The sequence below is a fragment of the Streptomyces sp. NPDC059917 genome, assembly GCF_042730635.1.
Taxonomy (GTDB): Bacteria; Actinomycetota; Actinomycetes; order Streptomycetales; family Streptomycetaceae; genus Streptomyces.
In genome coordinates, this window is the sequence record NZ_JBHWLC010000050.1 from 4389 (window position 1) to 26756 (window position 22368).

Below are 22368 nucleotides of genomic sequence, written 5' to 3' on the forward strand. Positions count from 1 at the left end.
TCGTGCCCGGGGGGGGGGCGCCGGCCTCCCGGCCGCCGCGGGCCCCGGCCGCGGGCGCCGGTTGCGGGGGCTGCCGCCCGGGCCCACTGGGGGCCGCCGCGGCAGGCAACCCCTGGGTCCGTGACCGCATCCTCAACCACGAGTCCACTCGGGGGGTTTCGAGCAGGTGAAGGATCACGTGGGTACAGCGCACGAGGACATCGTCAGGCCCATCCCGGTGCTGCTGCGCGAGCACGCCCGGAGCACGGGGGAGAAGGTCGCCTTCGAGGACCACCGCACCCGGCTGACCTACCGTGATCTGGAACGCAGGACCGGGCGCCTGGCCGGACATCTGGTCGGGCTCGGCCTGGCGCGCGGAGAGCGGGCGGCGATCCTGCTCGGCAACCGGGTCGAGGCGGTCGAGAGCCTGCTGGCCGTCACCCGGGTCGGCGCGGTCGGCGTGCCGCTGGACCCCACCGGCTCCGCCCCGGAGCTGGGCCACCTCCTGGACGACAGCGGCGCCCGCGTGATCATCACCGAGCGCGCCCGGCTGCCCCTGCTGCGTCCGCTGCTGGCGGCGCGCCCCGGCCTGACCGTGCTGGTCGCCGATCCACCGGACGACGGGGCCGCCGCCGCGGAGCACGGCCACCCGGACCGCGCCGAGCTGCGCTACGAAGACCTGGTGGGCACCGATCCGGCGACCCCGGCGCCGGACGACCTCGCACTGGACGAGGTGGCCTGGCTGCTCTACACCTCCGGCTCCTCCGGGGCCCCCAAGGGCGTCCTGCTCACCCAGCGCAACCGGCTCGCCCCGGTGGCCGCCGGACTCGCCGGAGTCCTGGGCATGTCCCCGCACGACCGGCTGCTGTGGCCGCTGCCGCTGCACCACGCCATGAGCCACGTGGTCTGCGTGGTCGGAGTGACCGCGATCGGGGCGAGCGCCACGATCCAGCCCCGGTTCGCGGTCGGGGAGGTACTCGCCGAACTGCGCCGTACGGACGCCCCGTACACCCTCCTCGGAGGGGTGCCGACCACGTACGCCGCCCTGCTCGACGAGGTGCGCGACGGCGCAGCCCCGGGCGGGGGCGTCCTGGGTACGAGCTCCCTGCGCGGGTGCATCAGCGCCGGGGCCTCGGCGGGGGCGGCGTTCCGCCGCTCGTTCGAGGAGCGCTGCGGAGTCCCCTACCTGGAGCACTACGGCAGTACCGAGGCGGGCCCGGTCACCATGACGGCGCCGGGCGATCCGGTGTCGGCCGAGTCGTGCGGCCGGATCCTGCCCGGAACCCGGGTGCGGGTCGGCGGTGGCGCGGACGGACGGCAGGTGGGCGAGGGCGAGTTGTGGGTGTCCGGGCCCGGGGTGATGACCGGCTACCACGGCAGTCCGGACGCCACCGCCGAGGTGCTGCGCGACGGGTGGTTCCGTACCGGTGACCTCGCCCGGGTCGACGCCCACGGGGAACTCGTGATCACCGGCCGGGCCGGTGACCTGATCATCCGGGGCGGGGTGAACGTCCACCCCTCGCAGGTGGAGGCGGTCTTGCGGCGACTGCCCGGGATCGCGGACGCCGCCGTGGCCGGTCGCCCGCACCCCGTCTTCGGCGAGGTACCGGTCGGCTACCTCGTCCGCGAGCGGGCCCGGCGGTCCGGCGACGGCTTCGCTCGCGCCGAGATCCTGGCCGCGTGCCGCCGGGAGCTGTCCGCCGTCAAGGTCCCCGCCGAGCTGTACGAGGTGGCGGAGATCCCCCGTACCGCCTCCGGGAAGGTGCGCAGGAACGCGCTCGCCGACCTGTCCGCGAGCCCGCTCGACGAGGCGCCGATCGAACGCCCCGCCGTGGACGCGGAGCCGATCACGACGGACGCGCCGGACCTGCTGGCCCTGGTGGTGCGCGCGGCGGCCGACGTCCTGGGCTGCGCGCCCGGGGCGGTGGAGCCCGCGACGGCGCTGCGGGACCTGGGCATGGACTCCTTGACGGCGACGGCGCTGCGGGAGCGGCTGTCCGCGGCCACCGGGCTCCGGCTCTCGGCGGCCGTCGCCTTCGACTTCCCGACGGCCGCCGCACTCGCCGCCCATCTCGGATCCCTCGCCACGGTCGAGCGGGGCACCGCCGCGACGGCGCGGCGCCCGCGTCCGCGCCCGGGACGCCCCGGCGACCTCGGCGCCGACCCGGGCGACGATCCGGTCGTCATCGTGGGCATGGCCTGCCGCTATCCCGGTGGGGTGAGCACCCCCGAGGAGCTGTGGCGGTTGGTGGCCGACGGCACGGACGCCATCGGCCCGTTCCCCGCCGACCGGGGCTGGGACACCGACGGGCTCTACGACCCCGACCCCGGCCGCCCCGGCCGCACGTACGTCCGCGAGGGCGGATTCCTCGCGGACGCCGGCCGCTTCGACCCCGCGTTCTTCGGCATCTCGCCCCGCGAGGCGCTGGCGATGGACCCGCAGCACCGGCTGCTGCTGGAAGTGGCCTGGGAGGCCGTCGAACGGGCCGGGGTGGACCCCAGGACCCTGCGCGGATCGGCGACCGGGGTGTACGCCGGGCTGATGTACAGCGACTACGCGAACCGTTTCGCGGTGACGCCCGCGCAGGTGGAGGGCTACCTCGGCATCGGCAACGCCGGCAGCGTCGCCTCCGGCCGCATCGCCTACACCCTCGGCCTGGAAGGGCCCGCCATCAGCGTGGACACCGCCTGCTCCTCCTCCCTCGTCGCCCTGCACCTGGCGGCCCGGGCACTGGGCCGGGGCGAATGCGAACTCGCGCTGGTCGGCGGGGTGACGGTGATGTCCACACCCGCCTCCTTCGTGGAGTTCAGCCGGCAGCGGGCGCTGTCCCCGGACGGCCGCTGCAAGGCCTTCGGGGCGGCCGCCGACGGTACCGGCTGGGGCGAGGGCGCCGGGATGCTGCTGCTCAGCCGCCTGTCCGAGGCGCGCCGCAGGGGGCTCACGGCCTTGGCCGTGGTGCGCGGCTCGGCGGTGAACCAGGACGGTGCGAGCAACGGGCTGACCGCTCCGCACGGCCCGGCCCAGCAACGCGTGATCCGCCAGGCCCTGGCCGACGCCGGGCTGACGCCCGCGGACGTCGACGCGGTCGAGGCGCACGGCACCGGCACCCGGCTCGGGGACGTCATCGAGGCGGAGGCGTTCCTGGCCGTCTACGGACGGGAGCCGCGCCGCAGCCCGCTCCGGCTCGGCTCGGTGAAGTCGAACATCGGCCACACCCAGGCCGCCGCCGGAGTGGCCGGCGTGATCAAGACGGTGCAGGCGATGGCGCACGGCGTGCTGCCGCGCACCCTGCACGCCGACGAGCCCAACCCCGCCGTGGACTGGCCGTCGGGGCGGGTGGCCCTGCTGACGGAGGCCGTGCCGTGGCCCGCGGCGGACCGCCCGCGCCGGGCGGGCGTCTCCTCCTTCGGCATCAGCGGGACCAACGCGCACGTCGTCCTCGAAGAGGCCCCGCCCGAGGACCGTCCGCACCACGAGCCCCCCGCACCGGTACCCGCTCCCGACCCCGGCGCCGCGACCGGAGCGTCGCGCGAGCCCCTGCCGTTCGTACTGTCGGCCAGGAGCGTGCCGGGGCTGCGCGACCAGGCCGGGCGCCTGCTCGACCATCTGGAGGCCGACCCGGACGCGGCGCAGGCCGACGTCGGGTACTCCCTCGCCACCACCCGTTCGGCCTTCGAGCACCGGGCCGTGGTGGTGGCCCGGGACCGGGCCGAGCTGCTCACCTCGCTGCGGACACTGGCCCAGGGAGGGAACCGGCCGGGCGCGCACACCGGCGCCGGCCGCACGCGGGGCGCCCTGGCCGTCCTCTTCACCGGGCAGGGGAGCCAACGCCTCGGAATGGGAAGGGAGCTGTACGGACGCCGGTCGACGCACCCCGCCTTCGCGCGGTCCTTCGACGAGTGCTGTGCCCTGTTCGACCCGCTGCTGCCCACGCCCCTGCGCGACGTGGTGTTCGCCGCCGGCACCCCGTCCGGCGGGAGCGACGGCGACCTCCTGCGGACGACGCGGTTCGCGCAACCGGCGCTCTTCGCCCTGGAGACGGCCCTGTTCCGGCTGCTGGAATCCTGGGGCGTGCGGCCCGACCTGGTGGCCGGGCACTCGATCGGCGAGGTGGCCGCGGCACACGCCGCCGGGGTGCTGTCCCTCGCCGACGCCTGCACCCTGGTGGCGGCCCGGGGCCGGCTGATGGACGCGCTTCCGGGCGGCGCCATGGCCGCGTTGGCGGCCGGTGAGGACGAAGTCGCCGCCCATCTGGCCCAGGTGGCGGGGGTGGTGGAGATCGCCGCGGTGAACGGGCCCGCATCGGTGGTCGTGTCCGGGGACGAGGGCGCCGTGGGCGAGACCGTCGCCCGGTTCCGCGCCCTCGGCCGGTCCGCGACTCCGCTGCGCGTGAGCCACGCCTTCCACTCGGCCCACATGACGCCCATGCTGGCGGAGTTCGCCGAGGTGGTGGGTCGATTGTCCTTCGCGGCTCCCGACATTCCCCTGGTGAGCGCGGTATCGGGCCGCGCGGCAGGGGAAGAGGAGCTGCGCACACCGGAGTTCTGGGTGGACCACGTGCGCCGACCGGTCCGCTTCGCCGATTCCCTGGCACACCTGCGCGAGCGCGGGGCGTCCCGCTTCGTGGAGCTCGGCCCGGACGGCGTACTCACCGCCCTGGCGCGCACCTGCCTCACCGCACCGGAGCCGGCACCGGAGGCGACACCGCCGGCGCCCGAGCCCGCATCGGAGTCGGAGTCCGATCCGCAGGCGTCCCCGCGAACGCCCCGCACCCCGGCCCCGCTCGTCCTCCCCACCCTGCGCGGCAACCGACCGGAAGCGGGAGCACTGCTCGACACCGTGGCCGCGCTCCACGCGGACGGCGTTCCGGTCGACTGGCGGGCCGTCTTCACGGGGCGCGGCGCACGACGCACCACCCTGCCCACCTACGCGTTCCAGCGCCGCCGCTTCTGGTTGGACGCCGATCCGCCCCACCGCCCGGCCCTCGAGGAGGGCGGCCCGGTCAGGTCGTTCCTCCGCTCCCTGACCGCCACGGCGGACGACGAAGGCCTGCTGCTGACGGGGAGCCTCTCCCTCCGCGACCATCCCTGGCTGGCCGACCACGTCGTGGCCGACGCCGTCCTGCTGCCCGGGGCCGCCTTCGTGGAGATGGCCCTGTACGCGGGCGCCCGGGCCGACGCGCCGGTCCTCGACGAACTCACCCTGACCGCGCCCCTGCCACTGCCCACGGACGGCAGCGTCGAACTCCAGGTGAAGGTGGCGGGCGCGGACGCCACCGGCCGACGTTCCGTCACCGTTCACGCCCGCCCCCGCGGCGCCGCGCCGGACCCGGGCCCCTGGCTCCGGCACGCCACGGGGACGCTCGTACCGCAAGGGGACCCGGCCCCGGCTCCGGAACGGTCCACCGCGCCGCCGGGAGACCGTCCCTGGCCCCCGCCGGGCGCGGTCCCGATCGACCTCGACGGCCCCTCGGGGGCGCGGTCGGCCGCAGGGGTGTACGCGCGACTGTCCCGCGCCGGACTCCACTACGGGCCCGCCTTCCAGGGGCTGCGCGCCGCCTGGCGGATCGGCGCGCAGGTGTACGCGGAGGTGGCCCTGCCCGAGACCGCCGACGTCCCCGCGTCGGGCGCGGGCGCGACGGAATTCGCCCTGCATCCCGCACTGCTCGACGCCGCGCTGCACACGGTCGCGCTCGCCGCCCTCCTCCCGGCGCGGGAAGGGGCGCCGGGGGAGGACGAGGAGCCTCCCCGACCCGAAGCGCGCGCGGAAGCGGTCGCCCTGCCGTTCTCCTTCACCGGGGTGCGCCTGCACGCCACGGGCGCCCGGCGGCTGCGGGTGCGCCTGGCGCCGCTCGCGGCACCGGAGCAGGACCGCCCCGAAGGGCAGGCGTCGGCCGGTCGGATCGGGCTGGAGCTGTCCGACGCGACGGGCGCGCCCGTCGCGACGATCGACCGACTCGACCTGCGGCCCTTTTCCCCCGCGTCTGCGTCGCCCACCGATCCCGCCCTGGCCGAACCGCCTGCCGCGGGGCTCTTCAGGACGAGCTGGGCCCCCGGGCCACCGCAGCCCGCGGACGTTCCGGTGCCCACCTGGGGCCTGCTGACCGATGCCGGAGCGCGGCGCGCCCCGGTCCTCGCGGGCTCCGGCGTCCCCGTGTACCCCGACCTCGCGGCGGCGGTCGCCGACGCACCGGCGGTCGTCGTCGCCCCCTGCCCCGCGCCCGGCGCCACCACCGGCGGTGACGGCGACCCCGGCCCGGCCGGGCAGGTGCGCCGAACGGCCCGGTGGGCCCTGGAGCTGGTGCGGGCCTGGCTGCTGGAACCCCGCCTGGCCGACTCCCGCCTGGTCCTCGTCACCACCGGCGCCGTCGACACGGGCACCACGGAGCCGGATCCGGACACCGACACCGGCACCGACGCGGGCGCACGAGGCCTCGCCCAGGCCGCGGTGTGGGGACTGGTCCGCTCGGCGCAGCGCGAGAACCCGGGCCGCTTCACCCTGATCGATCTGGACGACGACCCCCGCTCCGCCGCCGCGCTGCCCGCGCTCCTGTCGGGAGCGGAGCCCGAGACCGCCGTGCGCCGAGGGGTGCCCCACCTTCCGCGACTCGTCCGCACGCCCGCGCCGACGGCCGCGGCGGTCCCCGGACGGCACCTCGACCCGCGGGGCACCGTCCTGGTCACCGGCGCGAGCGGCTCGCTCGGGATGTTGACGGCGCGCCACCTGGTCGCCGCGCACGGCGTCCGCCACCTGCTGCTCGCCGCCCGGCGCGGCTCCGCGGCACCCGGGATGGCGGAGCTGTGCGAAGAACTGGCCGCACGGGGCGCCCGGGTGACGGTGCGGGCGTGTGACGTCGCCGACCGGCGGGCACTGGCCGCGCTGCTCGACGACGTACCGGCGGCGCACCCGCTGACCGGGGTGGTGCACACGGCGGGCGTCCTGGACGACGGCATCGTCGTGGCGTTCGACGGCGACCGGCTCGACCGCGTGCTGCGGCCCAAAGCGGACGCCGCCCTCGCGCTGCACGAGTTGACCGCGGGCCGCGACCTCGCGCTGTTCGTCCTCTTCTCCTCCGTGGCCGGTGCCATCGGTTCCGCCGGGCAGGCCGGTTACGCGGCGGCCAACTGCGTCCTGGACGCCCTGGCCCGGCACCGGAGCGGGCTCGCCCTGGCGGGCACCTCGATCGCCTGGGGCCCCTGGCGGCAGAGCGGCGGCATGATGGCGCACCTGACGGAACGGGACCTGTCCCGGATGGCCCGTGGCGGATTCGCCCCGCTCGCGCCGCAGGAGGGCCTCGCCCTCTTCGACGAGGCCGTGCGCGGCGCCGACCCGGCCCCGGTGGCGGCCCGCCTCGATCCGGGACGCGTGGCCGCCGCCCGCCCGGGCACGCCCGACGCCCCGCGCACCCCCCGTACGCCGCCCACCGGCACGGCGGTCCGGCCCACCACGCCACCCTCCGCCCTGATCCGGCGCCTCGCCGCCGCGCCGCCGCGCCGGCGCGTCGACCTGCTGCTCGACGAGGTCCGGGCCCAGGCGGCCGAGGTGCTCGGGCACACGGGGGACGACGGGGCGATCGACCCGGACGACCTGCTGGCGGACCTGGGGCTCGATTCCCTGGCCGCCGTCGAGCTGCGCAACCGCCTCGCGACCGCGACCGGTACCGCGCTCCCGGCCACCCTGCTCTTCGACTTCCCGAGCCCCCGGGCGGTCGCCACCCATCTGGCGCAGCGGTACGCCCCACCGCCCCCCGAGCGCACCCGGACCACGGATGCGCACGCCGCCGCTGCCCCTGCGGGCGACGGGCCGGTGTCCGAGGAGGAGCTGCCGGACTCCCTGGGCGGGCTGGTCCGCGCGGCCTGCGCGCGGGGACGGACCGTGGACGCGATGGGGTTGCTGACGATCACCGCACGTCTGCGCCCCTCCTTCGACCGCGCCGAGGCGCTGACGGCGGCTCCGCCGGCCATCGAGCTGGCCCACGGCGGAACGGGACTGCCGGTGCTCTGCTTCCCGGCGCTGAGCGCGCTCTCCGGGCCGCAGGAGTACGCCCGGCTGGCCCGGGGGCTACACGGACTGCGACCGGTCACGGCCCTGCCGCACCCCGGATTCCAGCGGCCGGAGCGTCTGCCGGCCACCCTGGACGCCTTGGTCACGGCCCACGCAGCCGCCGTCCGGGCCGCCGCGAACGGCGCGCCGTTCGTGCTCCTCGGGCGTTCCGCGGGCGGCTGGGCGGCCCAGGCCGTGGCGGAACGGTTGGCGACGGAGGGGGAGGCCCCGGCCGCCGTCGTCCTGCTGGACACCTATCCCGCCGCCCGCGCCGAAGCCGACGAGGCCCTCTCCGCGATGACGTCCGACATGCTGCGCCGGGCCGCCGAGTTCGCCTCCACCGACCCCGACCGGCTCACGGCCATGGCCGCGTACTTCGCCCTGTTCTCCGGCTGGCGCCCCGCGCGGCCGGCCGCCCCGACCCTCTTCGTCCGGGCCGGGGCACCGCTGCCCGGCACGGATCCGGCCCCCGCATGGCCGCTGCCCCACACCGAAACCACGGTCCCCGGGGACCACTTCACCCTCCTGGAGGGCCACGCCCGCTCCACCGCCCACACCGTCCACCAATGGCTGGCCGCCCTGCCCCACCCGTGACCACGGCCCACCGCCGCTTCCGGGGCCGCGCGGCCCCTCCCGCAGCCATCACCCGGTTGCCCGCTCGCCCGTGACGCCGGTCGCGCACAGGGGCAGGGATCCCATGGAATTCGCAGTCGATCCGAATCCGTCCCCTGCCCCTGAGGATCCCCATGTCGAACGCTCCGCCCGAACTCAGGACCGAACCGCCACCCCCCGCGCGCGGCGCCGCGTGGACGGGAATGGTCCTGGTGATCGCCTGTTCGGCCCAGTTCATGGTCGTGCTGGACGTCGCGATCGTGAACATGGCACTCCCCGACATGAAGGCGTCCCTCGGCCTGAGCGCGGCCGGGCAGCAGTGGATCGTCAACGCCTACACCCTGGCCTTCGCCGGGCTGCTGCTCCTGGGCGGCCGGGCCGCCGACCTGGTCGGCGCCCGCCGCACCTTCCTGGCGGGCCTCTCCACCTTCACCGTCGCGTCGCTCGCCTGCGGGCTGGCCGACAACGGTGCGACGCTGATCGCGGCCCGAGCGGTCCAGGGCATCGGGGGCGCGGTCCTCGCCCCCGCCACCCTGACGCTGATCATGACCACCTTCACCGAACCCCGCGCCCGCGCCCGCGCGATGGGCGCCTGGAGCTCGGTCAACGGCGTCGGCGGCGCGGCCGGTTCGGTGATCGGCGGGCTGCTGACCGAGTACAGCAGCTGGCGCTGGGTCTTCTACGTCAACATTCCCATCGGGATCGCGATCCTGACCGCGGCGCTCCTCCACGCGCCCGCCGCATCCGCCGGACCGGCCGGACCCGCCGCGCCCGCCGGGCACGGAGGTCGCGGCGGGCTGGGCCGCTTGGACCTGCCCGGCGCGCTCACGGTCACGGTCGGCCTGACCGCCCTGGTCTACGGCATCATCTCCACGGCGAGTTCGTCCTGGACCTCCCCCCACGTCTGGGCCGCCCTCGCGGTCGGCCTCGTGCTCCTGGCCGCCTTCGTGGTCATCGAGTCGAAGGTCGCCGCCCCGCTGGTTCCCCTCGGCGTGCTGCGCCGCCGCACCCTGGCCATCGCCAACCTGGTCATGATCGGCCTGGGCTCCGCGATGTTCGCGATGTGGTTCCTGCTCTCCCTCTACATGCAGCAGGTGCTCGGCTGCAGCGCCCTGCGGACGGGCCTGTACTTCCTGCCCAGCTGCCTCGCGGTCGTCATCGGGGCCCGCATCTCCACCCACCTCGTCCGGCGCACCGGCCCGCGGCCCCTGCTGGTCACCGGCATGGGCCTGAGCACCTTCGGCTTCCTGTGGCTGTCGGGCATCACCGTCGGCGGCTCCTTCGTCACCGGCGTGGCCGCGCCCTTCGCGCTCTGCGCCCTCGGTCTGGGACTGGCGATGCTGCCGGTCACCGCCGCCGCCACCGCCGGAGTGGAACGCCGCGAGGCCGGACTGGCCTCGGGGCTGGTCAACACGTCCCGCCAGGTCGGCGGCGCGCTCGGCCTCGCGATCCTCGCCACCATCGCCTCGCACACCGCGGGGGGCGGCTCCAGCCCGGGGGCGCGGGCCCTCACCGCGGGCTACGGGCACGCCTTCCTCGTGGCGGCGCTCTTCACCGCCTGCGCGGCCCTGGGCTCCCTCCTCCTGCCCGGCCGCCCCGATCCGGCGGGCCCCGGCCCGGGCGGCCCCGGGCCCGCTCCGGGCGGGCCGCGGTGACCGGTCCGTACCCGTAGCCCGTACGAGCCGAGCCCCGCGCCCGTCGGAGGCGCGGGGCTCGGTCCGGTACCCGCCGGTCGGCAGGCCGACCGGCGGGCGGTCAGACCGTGGCCAACTGCGGCATCAGGCGCAGGGCGTTCTCGCGGTAGATCCCGCCCAGTTGCTCGGGAGTGAAGGCCGGGTCCGCCTCCAGCGCGGGGAGCGCCAGGTCCATGACCGTGTCCGGCGGCGCGGCCGGCCAGTCGGTGCCGAAGAGGACGTGGTCGGCGGGCACATGGGCGAGGAGGGTCGCGGCCGGGGCCATGGGCCCGGCCGTGTCGTAGTAGAAGCGGCGCAGGTGATGGCGGACGGACGCCGGGTCGACCGGGGGGTCGCAGAACCGTCCGAGCGCCTCCAGCCGAGGGGCGATGTACGGGAGGAACCCGCCGGCGTGCGGCAGGATCACGGAGAGGTCGGGGAAACGGTCCAGGGTCTTCTTGCTGATCATGTTGACGGCGGCGCGCGTGGTGTCCAGCAGGAAGTCGCACAGGAAGTCGGGGATGCCCGGCACGGCCATCGTGCCGGGCCGACCGCCCGGAAGATGGTGCGGATGGGTGTCCACCACCGCCGAGAACTCGTTCAGCTCGGCGAAGATCGGGTCGTACGCGGGATCGCCGAGGTACACGCCCCCGTAGTTGGCCGTCACGTTCACGCCGACGGCGCCGAGTTGGCCGAGCCCGCGGCGCACGGCCCACGAGGAGGCTTCGAGGTCGTCCAGGAACAGCGGGACGTAGAAGGCGAACCGCGTCGGGTGCGCCCGCACCACCTCCATCACCGAACGCAAGGTGATGGTGATGGCCTCGCGCAACTGCGCCGACGAACGGTAGCGCGCCGGCAGCATCGGCTTGAGGACGGCCGTCCCGATCCCCGCGCGGTCCATGAAGCCGATCGCGTCCTCGGCGCCGAGGTACGCCCACCGGGGCAGCTGCCCCGGTGCGATCAGCTCGTGCTGCACGGCCCACTCCCGCCATTCCGGTGCGCAGAAGTGGTGGTGCACGTCGATCTTCGGCTGGAGCCCGTGACCCCGTACCGGGGCGGGGTGCGCCGCGTCCCCCGCCGCCGGGTGTTCCTCCACGTGCGGCCCCGATGGGTTCCCGCTCTTGTGCATGGCAGTCCAACGCCCTTCGGGTTCGGCTACTTGACGGAGACCGTGGGCGCCATCGCGAGGTCCTCGGCATGCCGCTCGGGCTCCAGGACCACCAGGAGCCGTTCGAGCCCGCGGAACGCCGCGACGGGGCCCTTGAGCCACGCGCCCCCGCTCTCCTCGCCCTCCGCCAGCTCCATCTCCGGGAACTCCCGGAGCAGGCAGCCGAGCGCGATGTCGAGTTCGAGCCGCGCCAGCGGGGCTCCCAGGCAGTAGTGCGTTCCGTGCCCGAAGCCGAGCTGCGTCCCCCGGATCCCCCCGCGCGTCACGTCCAGGACGTCGGCCGCCTCGAACCTCTCGTGGTCGCGGTTGGCCGAGTTCAGGGCGATCTGGACGAGGGCGCCCCGGGGGATCACGGTGCCCGCGATGTCCGCGTCCTCGGTGGCGTACCGGAACGTCGACGTCTCCACCGAGCCGTCGAACCGCACGAGCTCCTCGACGGCGTCGGGGATCAGCGACGGATCCCGACGCAGCAGGTCCAGCTGATCCGGGTGGGCCAGCAGCCCGAGGATGGCGTTGCCGATCTGGAACGCCGTGGTCTTGTGACCCGCGAAGAACAGGACCCACATCGACGCGACCAGCTCCCCGTCGTCGAGCCCGTCCTCCGCGGTGATGAGGTCGCTGAGGAAGCAGTCCGACGGATGCAGCCGCGCGTGGGACACCAGCTCTCCCAAGCGCCGTTGCAGCCACTCCTCGGCCGCCTTCAGCTCGGCCTTCAACGCGGGGTTGAACCGGGACCGCGTCACCACGCCGAACTGCTCCAGGATGTCCGGACGGTCGGCTTCCCGGATGCCCATCAGCTCGCACAGCACCGCGACCGGAAGGGGGAACGCCAGGGCGGACATGAGGTCCACCCGGTTGCGCCTGCGGCACTCCCGCAGGAGTTCCTCGGTGATCTCCGTGATCCTCGGCCGCATGGCCTCCACCCGCCCGGGGGTGAAGGCCCGCCGCAGGACGCGGCGCAGCCGCGTGTGCCGCGGCGGGTCCGCGAAGAGGACGTTGTCGTCCAGCGCGTCGAAGAAGCTGCCGAACACCGCGTGGTAGATGTCCATGGCCCCCCGCATGTCCTTGCTGAAGCGGGGGTCCGACAGGGCGTCACGGGCATCGTCGTAACGGGTGATGAGATAGGTCTCCACCCCGTGCGCGGGCGTCAGCCGGCACACCGGGTCCTGCGCGCGCAGGGCGGCGTAGACCGGGTACGGGCACTCGCGGAACTCCGGAGCCCCCTTGGACACGGCTGACACGAGGTCCTGCAACGCTCGCTCACCGTTCGGTACGACATTCCCCTGCGTCATCTTCCGCGTCCTCCGTGGCAGCGCATAGGTGTCCTGTGGACTGGGGCGTCCTGTGGACTGGGTACACCGGTTCCCCGTGCGCACCGTTCGCGAAACGGTCCTTGGTTCGTTCGTGGCACCCCCTGGCCCCGCGGCCCGATGCGGCCGCCCGTCGTCACGCCGAGCGCAGCGCGTCGGTGGGGGAGGCGTCCGCGGCCCGCAGCGCGGGGTAGATCCCCGCGAGCGCGGCCACGACCACCGACACCGCGGGCCCGGCGAGCAGCGTGTAGAGCGGGATGGCCACCGGCCAGCCCTGGACCAGGGCGTAGGCGTACACGGTCAGACCGCCGAGGAGCAGCCCGCCCGTTCCGCCGATGAAGCCCATCAGCACGGCCTCCAGCAGGAACTGCGCCGCGATCTGGCCGCCCCGGGCCCCCAGGGCGCGGCGCAGTCCGATCTCGCCGCGGCGTTCCATCACGCCGACGACCATGGTGTTGGCGATGCCGACGCCGCCCACCAGCAGCGCCACACCGGCCAGCGCGAGGACGAGCCCGGTGAGGGTGCTCTTCGCCTCGGCGCGGGCGGCGAGGAGGTCGGAGGGCCGGCTGACCGCGACCACGGTCGGGTTGCCGGGGTTCGCGCTGGCCGCCGCCACGTCCTGCACCTGCGGGACGCGTTCGGCGTACGAGCGCAGGTAGACGGTGGCGGCGGTGCCGTCGGCTCCGAGGTGGCCGACCGCCTGCGGCCAGCCGACCAGGGCCGCGGTGCCCAGTTCGGGGGCGAGTTCGTTCGGGGCGAGGATCCCGGCGACCCGGTACCACTGCCCGCCCAGCCACACCCGTTCGCCCGGTCCGGTGACGCCGAGGCGCTGCGCGCTCCGGTCGCCCAGGACGGTCACCGGCAGCCTCTCGCTCGCCGCGTCGAGCCACTGCCCGCTGCGCAGGGTGGCGCGCAGCACGTCGAGCAGGTTGAGCCGTGCGGCCAGCACGGTGATGCTGCCGGTCTGTTCCCTGGGCACCAGGTCGTTGCGGTACACGTTGGCCGTGGTGGCCCCGGTCGCGGTGGTCTGCCGCACGGGCCCGATGGCGGAGAGCATCTTCTCCGCGGTGACCGGGAGCGGCACCGGCTGCTGGTCCGGCCCCTTGCCCGGGGCGACGGTGATCAGGTTGGAACCGAGTTCGTCCAGTCGTGCCAGCAGGTGTTCCTGGTTGGAGTGGGAGATACCGGTGACCGCGACGGCGGCGGCGATGCCCAGCGCGATGCCGAGCGCGGACAGCGCGGTCCGCGTCTTGCGGGTGCGCGGCCCGATCATGCCCAGGCGCAGCAGGTCCATGGGGCGCAGCCGGGTGCGGCGCGGGCGCCCGCGCCGTCCGCTCCTCACCGGATCGGCCCCGTCCGCGCCGGTGTCGAGGTCGGTCCGCGTCGATGGGGTCCTCATCGGCCCGCCCCGGCGTGCCGCGGAAGGCGTTCGTCGAACGCGATGCGACCGTCCTGGATGCCGATCCGGCGGGGGAACGAGGCGGCCAGTTCCCGATCGTGGGTGATGACCACGACCGTGGTGCCGTCGGAGTGGAGGGTGCGCAGCAGGTCGACGACGGCCGTGCCCGAGACGCTGTCCAGGGCGCCCGTGGGCTCGTCGGCGAGCAGCAGCGCCGGGCGGCCGATCAGCGCGCGGGCGATCGCGACGCGCTGCTTCTCGCCGCCCGAGAGCTGGTCGGGGTGGTGGCCCAGCCGGTGCCCGAGCCCCACGGAGCGCAGGGCTTCGGTCGCCCTCGTACGCCGCTCGGAGATCGACGCTCCGCCGTACAGCAGCCCGGTCGCGACGTTCTCGATCGTGGTGAGTCCGGGGAGCAGGAAGAACTGCTGGAACACGAAACCGATGCGGCGGGCCCGCAGCGCGGCGAGGTCGGGGTCGGACAGGCCGGCCAGGTCGCGGCCCTCGAAGCGCAGCCGGCCCGAGGTGGGCCGGTCGAGCGAGCCGAGCAGCGCGAGGAGGGTGGACTTGCCGGAGCCGGACGGGCCGACGACGGCGAGGAGCTCGCCCGCTTCGACGGTGAGGTCGATGCCGTGCAGGATGCGCGGGGGAGGCGTGCCCGGGTACTCCTTGACGACGCCGGACAGCTCCAGGACGGGGGCGGTGGGCGCCGAGGGGAGAGAGGTCACTTGGGGATCACCACCTGGGCGCCGGGCTTCACGTCGCCGGTTATCTGCGCCCTGGCGTCGGCGATCAGACCGAGCCGGACCTTGACCAGCCGGGGCGTGGGGCCGTCGGCGACCCGTACCCCGTAGCCGCCGCCGTCCAGCGCGAGCAACGCGGTGACCGGGACGATGAGCGCGTCGTCGGCGGTGTCGCCCACCACGTTGACGGTCACCGGGGACGGCCCCGCCCGCTGCGCCTGCTCCTGGCCGTCCAGCACGACCGTGACCGTGGTCCGGGGACTCGCACCGTCCCCCGCGCCGCCCGGCTTGTCGTCCCCGCCGTTGCCGGAGCCGCGGATCAGCGAACGGATCCTCCCCTCGACGGTGGTTCCGTCGGCCAGCTTGACCCGGGCCCGCCCGTCCGGCTTGAACCGGGAGATCTGGTTGTCGGCGGGCTGCACCGTGACCACGAGAGCGGTGCGGGTCACGGTCATGACCGAGGCGCCGCTCGCGGCCGCGCCGAGCTGCGCGGTGACCTGCTGCACGCGTACGGACTCCTGCGCCAGCATGGTGACGCTGCCCAGCGTCACCATGCCGGTCTCCGCCGCCCCCAGCGACTTCTGCCAGCGCTTCACGGCGATGGCGGTGACCGGCGTGAACTTCTGATCGGCGCTCAGGCCGAGCCCCTTGGCGTGGCCGAGCTTGATCAGGTTCCGCTCGAGCTGCTCGATGTCGGGGCCGTCGGGAACGCCCGGTCCCAGGTCGCGCCACATCGGGCGCTCGCCGGTCAGCAGCACCACCGGCTGTCCGTCGGCCTCGTAGAGCTTCTGGCCGGCCCTGACGACGGCGCCGACGGCGGGCAGCCAGGTGAGGGTGCCCTTGCCGGACGGGACGACCGGGGTCGGGGCGTCGTACACGAGCGAGCCGGCGAGCTGGATGCTGCTGGACAGCGAACCCCGTTCCACCGCCACCAGGTCGTACGGGACGGCCGACTTCTCGGCGGCGCCGCCGTCGGATTCCCACGGGCGCGCGACGGCGGCCGCCCCGGCTCCGGCCACCACGGCGACCACCAGCAGGGGGACGACGATCCGGCCGCGCCTTCTCCCGCGCACGCGCGCCGGATCACGCACGTCCTCGAAGGCCGTGGCGGGCTCCGCGGGTTCCGAGGGCTCCGTGGCGCGGGTCACGCTCACTCTCCGATCCGGTAGCCGGGCAGCGGGAACCGCGCTTCGCAGGCCCGCACGGCGGCATCCCACTTGGCCCCGTCGAACACGGCGCGCGGGACGAGGAGGGTCCCCTCCTTGGGATCCGGGTCGGGCATGTCGGAGTAGCCGTTCTTCCGCGCGCACGCGACCCACTTGCGGGCCATCTCGACGAACTTCTCCTTGTTGGCCTGCTGGGCCTGGTGGATGCCCGGCACCTTCTCGTCGCACAACCGGCCGGCCGTCTCGAAACCGGCCGCGCCCGTGTCGGCACTTCCGGCAGCCGCGGCCGGGAAGGTGATGTTGCCGTCCTTGTCCTGCTCGACGCCCGTCTGACCCTGCTTGCGCATGCAGTCCACCCAGGCCTTGCGGACCGCGTTGTCGTCCTGCGGCTTGCCCTCGCCGCGGCCCGCCCCGGCGGCCCCGGCGACCTCGGGCACCTCCTCGGACGAACAGCCGGCGAGGGCCAGCACCGCCACGGCGGCGCCCACGGCCACCACCCCTCGTACGGCTCGTACGGCTCGTACGGCTCGTACGGCTCGTACGGACCGGCCGCGTGTCACGGAAGGGCTTCGCATGTCCCACACTCCTCTGTGCGTTCCTGATGACCTCCCAAGTTCTACGGCGGGCGCCGTTAGCCACCGGTGATCGCGCGCCTAACCGCTGGCTAACGCACCAGTGGGCAGGCTGGTCTCCGGCGCCGACGCGGGTATCGACGCGACGGCACGGGCGAGTGGAGCAGGACACGATGAGGGTGCTGATCGTCGAGGACGAGCGGGAGCTGGCCGAGATGCTCGCCGAGGGGCTGCGCGGCGAGGGCATGCTCTGTGACGTCGCCCACGACGGACTGGAGGCACTGCGGCGGACCGCCGACGCCGACTACGACGTCGTGATCCTCGACCGGGACCTGCCCGGGCTGGACGGCGACGCCGTGTGCCGGGCGCTGACCACCATGGGCCATCCGGCCGGGATCCTGATGCTCACCGCCGCGGACACGCTGTCCGACCTCGTGGAAGGCCTCGGCCAGGGGGCCGACGACTACATGGCCAAGCCGTTCTCCTACCTCGAACTCGTCGCCCGGCTGCGCGCGCTCGGCCGCCGCTCCAGCGGGAACCGCACCCCCGTCGTGCGCAGTCGGCGCGGCATCAGCCTGGACACCGTGCGCCGGGTCGCCGAACGCGACGGCCGCCCGCTGAAACTGACCCCGAGGGAACTGGGAGTCCTGGAACTGCTCCTGGCCGCGGACGGCGCCCCGGTCACCACCGAAGAACTGCGGGACCGCTTGTGGGACCCGGCACTCGACCCGGCCACCACCGCGGTCCGGGTCACCCTGCACTCGCTGCGCCGCAAGATCGGCGATCCGCCGCTGATCGTCCACGACGCCGGTTACGGCTACCGCCTGTGAGCCGCTTCCGTCGCCCGCCCCCTCGGCCGCGCCGCTTCCTGTCCCGGCTCACCTCCGACCACCTGCCGCTGCGCGGCCGGCTGACGCTGGTGACGACCGCCCTCTTCGCGGTCCTCGGCTGCGGGGTGCTGGCACTGAACTGGCTCAGCTCGCGCCAGGTCATCGAGGCCAACCGCGACCTCATCACGCGGGCGATCGACACCGTGGGCCCCCCGGTCCCGGTCCTGGTCCCGGAACCGCTGGCGCCCACCGGAACACCACCGGCCGTCACCGAGGCCCTCCCGACGACCCCGTCCGTGGCCTTCGACCACTTCCAGGACGCCATGCTGGACGACCTGCTGACCCGCTCCCTGCTGCTGCTCACCGTCTTCACCGGGCTGGCCGCCCTGTTGGCGTGGTGGGCGAGCCGTCGCTCACTGGCCCGCCTCCACCAAGTGACCGCGGCCGCCCGACGGATCAGCGCCGACAGCAGCCTCGGCGAGCGGCTCGCGCTGGACGGCCCGCACGACGAGATCCGCGAACTCGGCGACACCTTCGACGCCATGCTCGACCGACTCGACCGGAGCTTCACCGCCCAACGCCGCTTCACCGCCCACGCGTCACACGAACTGCGCACCCCCTTGACCGTGCAACGCATCGCGTTGGAGATCCCCTTGGCCCAGGGGCGGGTCCCGGACGACCTGCGCCCCGCCGTCCAGCGCGCGCTGGACGCGGGCGCGCGCACCGAGCGCCTGATCGCGGCCCTGCTGACCCTGGCGCGCGGCGAGAGCGCCACGTCGACACCGCGTCCGGTCGACCTGGCGGACGCCGCCCGGGCCGCGCTCCACGACCTGGCCGACGAGGCCCGCACCGCAGGCATCCACGTCACGCTCGATGCGGCGCCCGCACCGGTCGAGGGCGACCCCGCACTGCTGCGACAGGTCGCGCTCAACCTCCTGGCCAACGCGGTGCGCCACAACCACCGGGGCGGCACGGCCGCGATCACGACCGGCGTCGCGGGCGACACGGCGTTCCTGCGGGTCGCCAACACCGGCCCCGTCCTGACACCGGAGGAGGTTCCCGCCCTGTTCACGCCGTTCCACCAGGGGCGGGAGCGCGGCAGCGGCTTCGGACTCGGGCTGGCGGTGGTCCGGGCGATCACCGACACGCATCACGGCGAGGTCGTGGCCACCGCGCACGCGGACGGGGGCCTCACCGTGCGGGTCCTCCTGCCGGCCCGCACCTAGGTGGTCCTTTTCGGATCCTGCCGGGTCGACGAGATCCGAAAGAGACGACCTAAGCTTGCGCGTGAACGTGTGGCCGGACCCCCACGCCACTTCCCGCTCCCCGCTCCCCACACCGCCCCCGAGGCGGAAGCGGAGACCGTCCCGTACGAGATCGAGACCCGAGTGCACATGAGCCACCGCAGCCACCGGATACCGCGTGTCCGCTGACGCCGGCCCCCTCGCCCCCGACCGCGCCGCCACCCCCGGTACCACCCGGACCTGGTGGGCCGCCCTGCGCCGCACCCCGCTCGTCATGTGGCGCGACGACATCAGCGACTACGCGGCGGCCCTCACCTACTACGCCATCCTGGCGATCCTGCCGACCCTGCTCGTGACCGTCCTCGCCTTCGGCCTCATCGATCCCGGGACCGCGGAACAACTCATCGCGCGCGTCACCCACTACGCTCCCGGGCAGTCCGGGACCGAACTGCACGACCTTCTCACCCGCACGCTCGACGGGCGGTCGGCCGCGTGGACCCTGCTCGTCGGCGGCGCCGTCAGCGCGCTCTGGTCCTCCTGCAGCTACCTGGCCGTCTTCCGCCGGGCGCTGCACCGCATGCACCGTGTTCCGGACCGCCGTTCACCCTGGCGCAAGGCCCACCGCATCGTCGCCACCGCGCTGTCCCTGCTCCTGCTGCTCGGCGTGTGCGCCCTCATCCTGATCGTGAGCGGTCCCGTCGCCAAGGCCCTGGGGCACCTGCTCCACCTCGACGGCGGCGTTCCATTCGTCTGGAGCCTCGCCCGCTGGCCCCTGCTGCTGACCCTGGTCACCCTCCTGGTGGTCGTCGTCTTCCACACGGGACCGCCGTCGTCCCGGACCCGCCACCACAGCCTGCCCGGAGGGGCGTTGGCCGCGACCCTGTGGCTGATCGTCTCTGCCGGATTCGCCCTCTACACCTCCCTGGTGTCCACCTACAACCACCTGTACGGATCCCTGGCCGGGATCGTCGTCTTCCTGATCTGGCTCTGGCTGTCCAACCTCGCCCTGCTGGCAGGCGCCCAGTTCACCGCCCAACTCCACAAGGACTCCGGCGAGCACGTCTGAAGTACAGTCCGGGTCGGTGCTTCCGCGGTTTCGGGCGGGTCGGGTCCGGGCGGTCGCTACGGTGGAGGGCATGACGATTTCGGCCCGTCGGCCGCCGGCCCGTCCTGCGTCGTCGCCTCCGCCGGGGCGTCCGCCGAGCAGCCCCGCACCGGACAAGAACCCTCCGTTCCCGCCGAATCCGCCGGGGCGGTGTCGTGCCGGGCGGCGGGCGTAGGGCGGCGAGCGCCGGGGTCCGCTCGGAGCGCCCGCAGGCCCGGCGGCCCGCAGGCCCGGAAGGGGCTACCGGTCGGCGAGCCGCATGACGCAGGTGACCTCGGCGCCGGTGTCGCCTCCGGCGATCTCCATGCCGTCGGTGAACTCGCGCACCAGCCAGAGACCGCGTCCGCCCTCGGCGCTGCCCGGGTCGGGCAGCGCGTGGGGGACGCTGCCCGGGGCGAAACCCGGACCTTCGTCGGTGACCTGGCAGCGCAGGGCGTCCGGGCCCCGGTAGAGCCTGAGCGTGCCGGACCCACCGCCGTGCCGCACCGCGTTGCACGTCACCTCGTGCACGGCCAGGACGAACGCGTCCCGGCGCGGCCGGGGGAGCCCGGCGTCCAGGGCGAGCCCGTCGATCCGCAGGCGTAGTTTTCCCAGGTCGGCGGCGTGGAAGCGGGTCTCCCACACCAGTTCCTCGCCCGCCGAGGCCGAAGCCGACGCCGAAGCCGGCAACCGGGTCATCCCAGAGCTCCTTCGTTCCCGACCAGGTGGAGGCCGTCCACCGCGAGCGCGCCGAGCCGGCGGAGCAGACCCGCGTGGAAGGCCGAGCAGCGGACCTCCACCCGCGACCCGTGCTCGGCGCGGCGTAACCGGCGCAGGAGGTCCGCGGCGCACGTCACCGAGAGGAAGGAGACCGGGGTGAGGTCCAGGAGCAGCGGACGGCCCGCTCCGGCCCCCTCCAGCGCGGTGCCCAGGGCCGCGCTCCACGGCGCGCGCGTCGACCAGTCCGCTTCGCCCACCATCCGCACCCCGTGGTCGAAGTGGAAGGCGCCCAGATCCCCGGGACGCTCCAGCAGCGCCACCGGATGGCCCACGCGCATGGCCTCCACGGTGTCGGCGGAGAAGCGGCGGCGGTCGTAGGTGCAGATCTCCGCGTACGAGCGGTCGGCGAACAGGGCTTGCGCGTGCGTCTCCCGGTGCATGACGCCCTCGACGTCCATGTCGAGGTCCGCCACCCACGCCATGTCGATGACCGAGCGCAGGCCCGCGTAGCCCTCGTCCCGGGCCCTTGAGGTCTCTTCGCGCAACCGGCCCAGCTGCCGCTCGGCGGTGAACCTGCGGTGCGGACCGATCAGTTCCCGCATGCTCGTGAGCCGCAGCTGGCCGCGCTCCAGCGCCCGCACGGGCCGCTCGTCCGGGAACATCCGCCGGACCACCTCGTCGTGCGGCACGTCCGGGTCGGCCATGACGACGACCTTCTCGTTGCGGGCCAGCCCGAGCACCGCGAAGACCCCCAGCACCCCCCAGCGCACCTCGTCGTCCGCGTAGTGCGCGAAAGCGTGATCCCCCAGGCCCATCTGCTCCACCGACAAGGTGTGAGCGCCCACAGGAACGGCCATGGTCCCCCCTCCCTCCGTGCGATCCGCCCCGCCGTCCCGTGCCGGAACGACGTGGGCGCGATGAAGGAAGCGACGGTACGGCTCGTGGGGGAGACAGGGGCCATCAGTCCAGTTTTGGATGAAGGTTGAACCTCTGTGGCGCTTCCTGTTCGCACGTGCTTTCCGCTCCGCAGTGCGTACGTTCGCCGCCAAGGGCGCTGCTCCGGGACGATCAGCGGCAGCCGTACTGGGCGAGGATCGCCCGGGTGCGGGCGTCGTCGGGGGTGGGGGCATCGGACTTGGTGGGCGCGCTCAGGACGAGCTGCAGGTCGCGCGGTTCGCCGTCCGGGCGGACGGCGAACCGGCCTCGGCTCTCGGCCTGCGCCGGCTGCGTGGCGGTGGCCTTCTTGGCCTCGATGTCGGGCAGGGACGCGATGGTGACGTGCGAACCGGCGTACGGGGTACCCGCGAGGCAGCGGCCCGCGCCGCCGAGGGAACGGTTGTAGCGGCCCCGGACGTCGCTGCTCGCCCAGGTGAAGAGCGATGCCGCGGTCAGGGCGCAGGCCAGGACCCAGACGAGGCCGCCGCCCAGGAACCGGAGCGTTCGACGCGGGGTGCGGCGCCGGATCCACAGCAGGGCCGCCACGGCGCCGCCCGCGAAGACGGCCGTGCACACGAGGCCGAGGGCGGCGTAGTCCGTGAAGGCCGAGAAGCCCGCGATCAGGGACCACCGGGCCACCGCGACGGCCAGGCCCGCGACCGTGAGCAGCAGCGCGAGCAGGTAGGCGCCCATCAACCGTACCGACATGACCGTGCACCTTTTCCTGAAGAGTTCATGGGTCCCTTCTGGAATAGCCCCGTCCGAGGCCGATGCGCAACGGCCGTTCGGCCCGACCCGGCCGCCGAACGGCCGACGCGTCCCGCCGGTTCGTTCCCCGCCCGCGTGCCGTTCGACCTCGGCGAGCGAGGGACCCGCCGGTCTATGAGTCGG

Annotated in this window: 14 protein-coding genes; 5 read left to right on the plus strand and 9 right to left on the minus strand. The window is 74.6% G+C overall.

Annotated elements, in window-relative coordinates; genetic code table 11:
* The first annotated feature begins 178 nt into the window (after nt 1–178).
* Nucleotides 179–8617, plus strand: a complete 8439-nt coding sequence (locus ACFWAR_RS25960) for a type I polyketide synthase (protein WP_385781619.1) — start codon at nt 179–181, stop codon at nt 8615–8617.
* A 152-nt stretch (nt 8618–8769) separates the two neighbouring features.
* On the plus strand, nt 8770–10290 hold the full coding sequence (locus ACFWAR_RS25965; RefSeq protein WP_385781622.1) for a DHA2 family efflux MFS transporter permease subunit: 1521 nt from the start codon (nt 8770–8772) through the stop codon (nt 10288–10290).
* A gap of 100 nt (nt 10291–10390) precedes the next feature.
* Here ACFWAR_RS25965 and ACFWAR_RS25970 read toward each other — a convergent pair whose 3' ends face one another.
* The 6 genes from ACFWAR_RS25970 to ACFWAR_RS25995 form a co-directional block, all read right to left on the minus strand.
* Nucleotides 10391–11437, minus strand: a complete 1047-nt coding sequence (locus ACFWAR_RS25970) for an amidohydrolase family protein (RefSeq protein ID WP_385781625.1) — start codon at nt 11435–11437, stop codon at nt 10391–10393.
* Between the two features lie 26 nt (nt 11438–11463).
* On the minus strand, nt 11464–12717 hold the full coding sequence (locus ACFWAR_RS25975) for a cytochrome P450 (RefSeq protein WP_385781628.1): 1254 nt from the start codon (nt 12715–12717) through the stop codon (nt 11464–11466).
* 205 nt (nt 12718–12922) lie between these two features.
* Complete coding sequence (locus ACFWAR_RS25980) at nt 12923–14185, minus strand: ABC transporter permease (protein WP_385781631.1); 1263 nt, start codon at nt 14183–14185, stop codon at nt 12923–12925.
* Complete coding sequence (locus ACFWAR_RS25985) at nt 14182–14910, minus strand: ABC transporter ATP-binding protein (RefSeq protein WP_385781633.1); 729 nt, start codon at nt 14908–14910, stop codon at nt 14182–14184. The genes ACFWAR_RS25980 and ACFWAR_RS25985 overlap by 4 nt, the downstream gene beginning before the upstream one ends.
* Entirely contained in the window at nt 14907–16073 is a 1167-nt protein-coding gene (locus ACFWAR_RS25990; protein WP_385781636.1) for a peptidoglycan-binding protein, read from the minus strand. Before ACFWAR_RS25990 ends, ACFWAR_RS25985 begins: the two co-directional genes overlap by 4 nt.
* Before the next feature lie 2 nt (nt 16074–16075).
* Nucleotides 16076–16666: a hypothetical protein gene (locus tag ACFWAR_RS25995; RefSeq protein ID WP_385781639.1), complete on the minus strand. Its 591-nt coding sequence runs from the start codon at nt 16664–16666 to the stop codon at nt 16076–16078.
* 170 nt (nt 16667–16836) lie between these two features.
* Between ACFWAR_RS25995 and ACFWAR_RS26000 the strand changes: the two genes are divergently transcribed.
* The 3 genes from ACFWAR_RS26000 to ACFWAR_RS26010 all read left to right on the plus strand — a co-directional run bounded on the left by ACFWAR_RS26000 (nt 16837) and on the right by ACFWAR_RS26010 (nt 19803).
* Nucleotides 16837–17493: a response regulator transcription factor gene (locus tag ACFWAR_RS26000; protein ID WP_385781642.1), complete on the plus strand. Its 657-nt coding sequence runs from the start codon at nt 16837–16839 to the stop codon at nt 17491–17493.
* Nucleotides 17490–18719 carry a sensor histidine kinase gene (locus ACFWAR_RS26005; RefSeq protein WP_385781645.1) on the plus strand — a complete coding sequence of 410 codons (1230 nt, stop codon included), beginning with the start codon at nt 17490–17492 and terminating at the stop codon, nt 18717–18719. Before ACFWAR_RS26000 ends, ACFWAR_RS26005 begins: the two co-directional genes overlap by 4 nt.
* A 196-nt stretch (nt 18720–18915) precedes the next feature.
* Complete coding sequence (locus ACFWAR_RS26010) at nt 18916–19803, plus strand: YihY/virulence factor BrkB family protein (protein ID WP_385781647.1); 888 nt, start codon at nt 18916–18918, stop codon at nt 19801–19803.
* A gap of 279 nt (nt 19804–20082) precedes the next feature.
* Here the strand turns inward: ACFWAR_RS26010 and ACFWAR_RS26015 are convergent, their stop codons facing one another.
* From ACFWAR_RS26015 to ACFWAR_RS26025, 3 genes are all read right to left on the minus strand, one after another.
* Complete coding sequence (locus ACFWAR_RS26015; protein WP_385781650.1) at nt 20083–20520, minus strand: ATP-binding protein; 438 nt, start codon at nt 20518–20520, stop codon at nt 20083–20085.
* Nucleotides 20517–21398, minus strand: coding sequence for an MEDS domain-containing protein (locus tag ACFWAR_RS26020; protein ID WP_385781652.1), 882 nt, complete (start codon nt 21396–21398; stop codon nt 20517–20519). The genes ACFWAR_RS26015 and ACFWAR_RS26020 overlap by 4 nt, the downstream gene beginning before the upstream one ends.
* A 211-nt stretch (nt 21399–21609) precedes the next feature.
* Nucleotides 21610–22185, minus strand: a complete 576-nt coding sequence (locus tag ACFWAR_RS26025; RefSeq protein WP_385781655.1) for a hypothetical protein — start codon at nt 22183–22185, stop codon at nt 21610–21612.
* Nucleotides 22186–22368 lie beyond the last annotated feature (183 nt).

Excerpts from the sequence above, each read along its gene's own strand:
- ACFWAR_RS25965 (WP_385781622.1), top strand. The coding sequence starts at position 8,770 with ATGTCGAACGCTCCGCCCGAACTCAGGACCGAACCGCCACCCCCCGCG.
- ACFWAR_RS25970 (WP_385781625.1), bottom strand. The coding sequence starts at position 11,437 with ATGCACAAGAGCGGGAACCCATCGGGGCCGCACGTGGAGGAACACCCG.
- ACFWAR_RS25980 (WP_385781631.1), bottom strand. The coding sequence starts at position 14,185 with ATGAGGACCCCATCGACGCGGACCGACCTCGACACCGGCGCGGACGGG.
- ACFWAR_RS25995 (WP_385781639.1), bottom strand. The coding sequence starts at position 16,666 with ATGCGAAGCCCTTCCGTGACACGCGGCCGGTCCGTACGAGCCGTACGA.
- ACFWAR_RS26000 (WP_385781642.1), top strand. The coding sequence starts at position 16,837 with ATGAGGGTGCTGATCGTCGAGGACGAGCGGGAGCTGGCCGAGATGCTC.
- ACFWAR_RS26015 (WP_385781650.1), bottom strand. The coding sequence starts at position 20,520 with ATGACCCGGTTGCCGGCTTCGGCGTCGGCTTCGGCCTCGGCGGGCGAG.
- ACFWAR_RS26020 (WP_385781652.1), bottom strand. The coding sequence starts at position 21,398 with ATGGCCGTTCCTGTGGGCGCTCACACCTTGTCGGTGGAGCAGATGGGC.
- ACFWAR_RS26025 (WP_385781655.1), bottom strand. The coding sequence starts at position 22,185 with ATGTCGGTACGGTTGATGGGCGCCTACCTGCTCGCGCTGCTGCTCACG.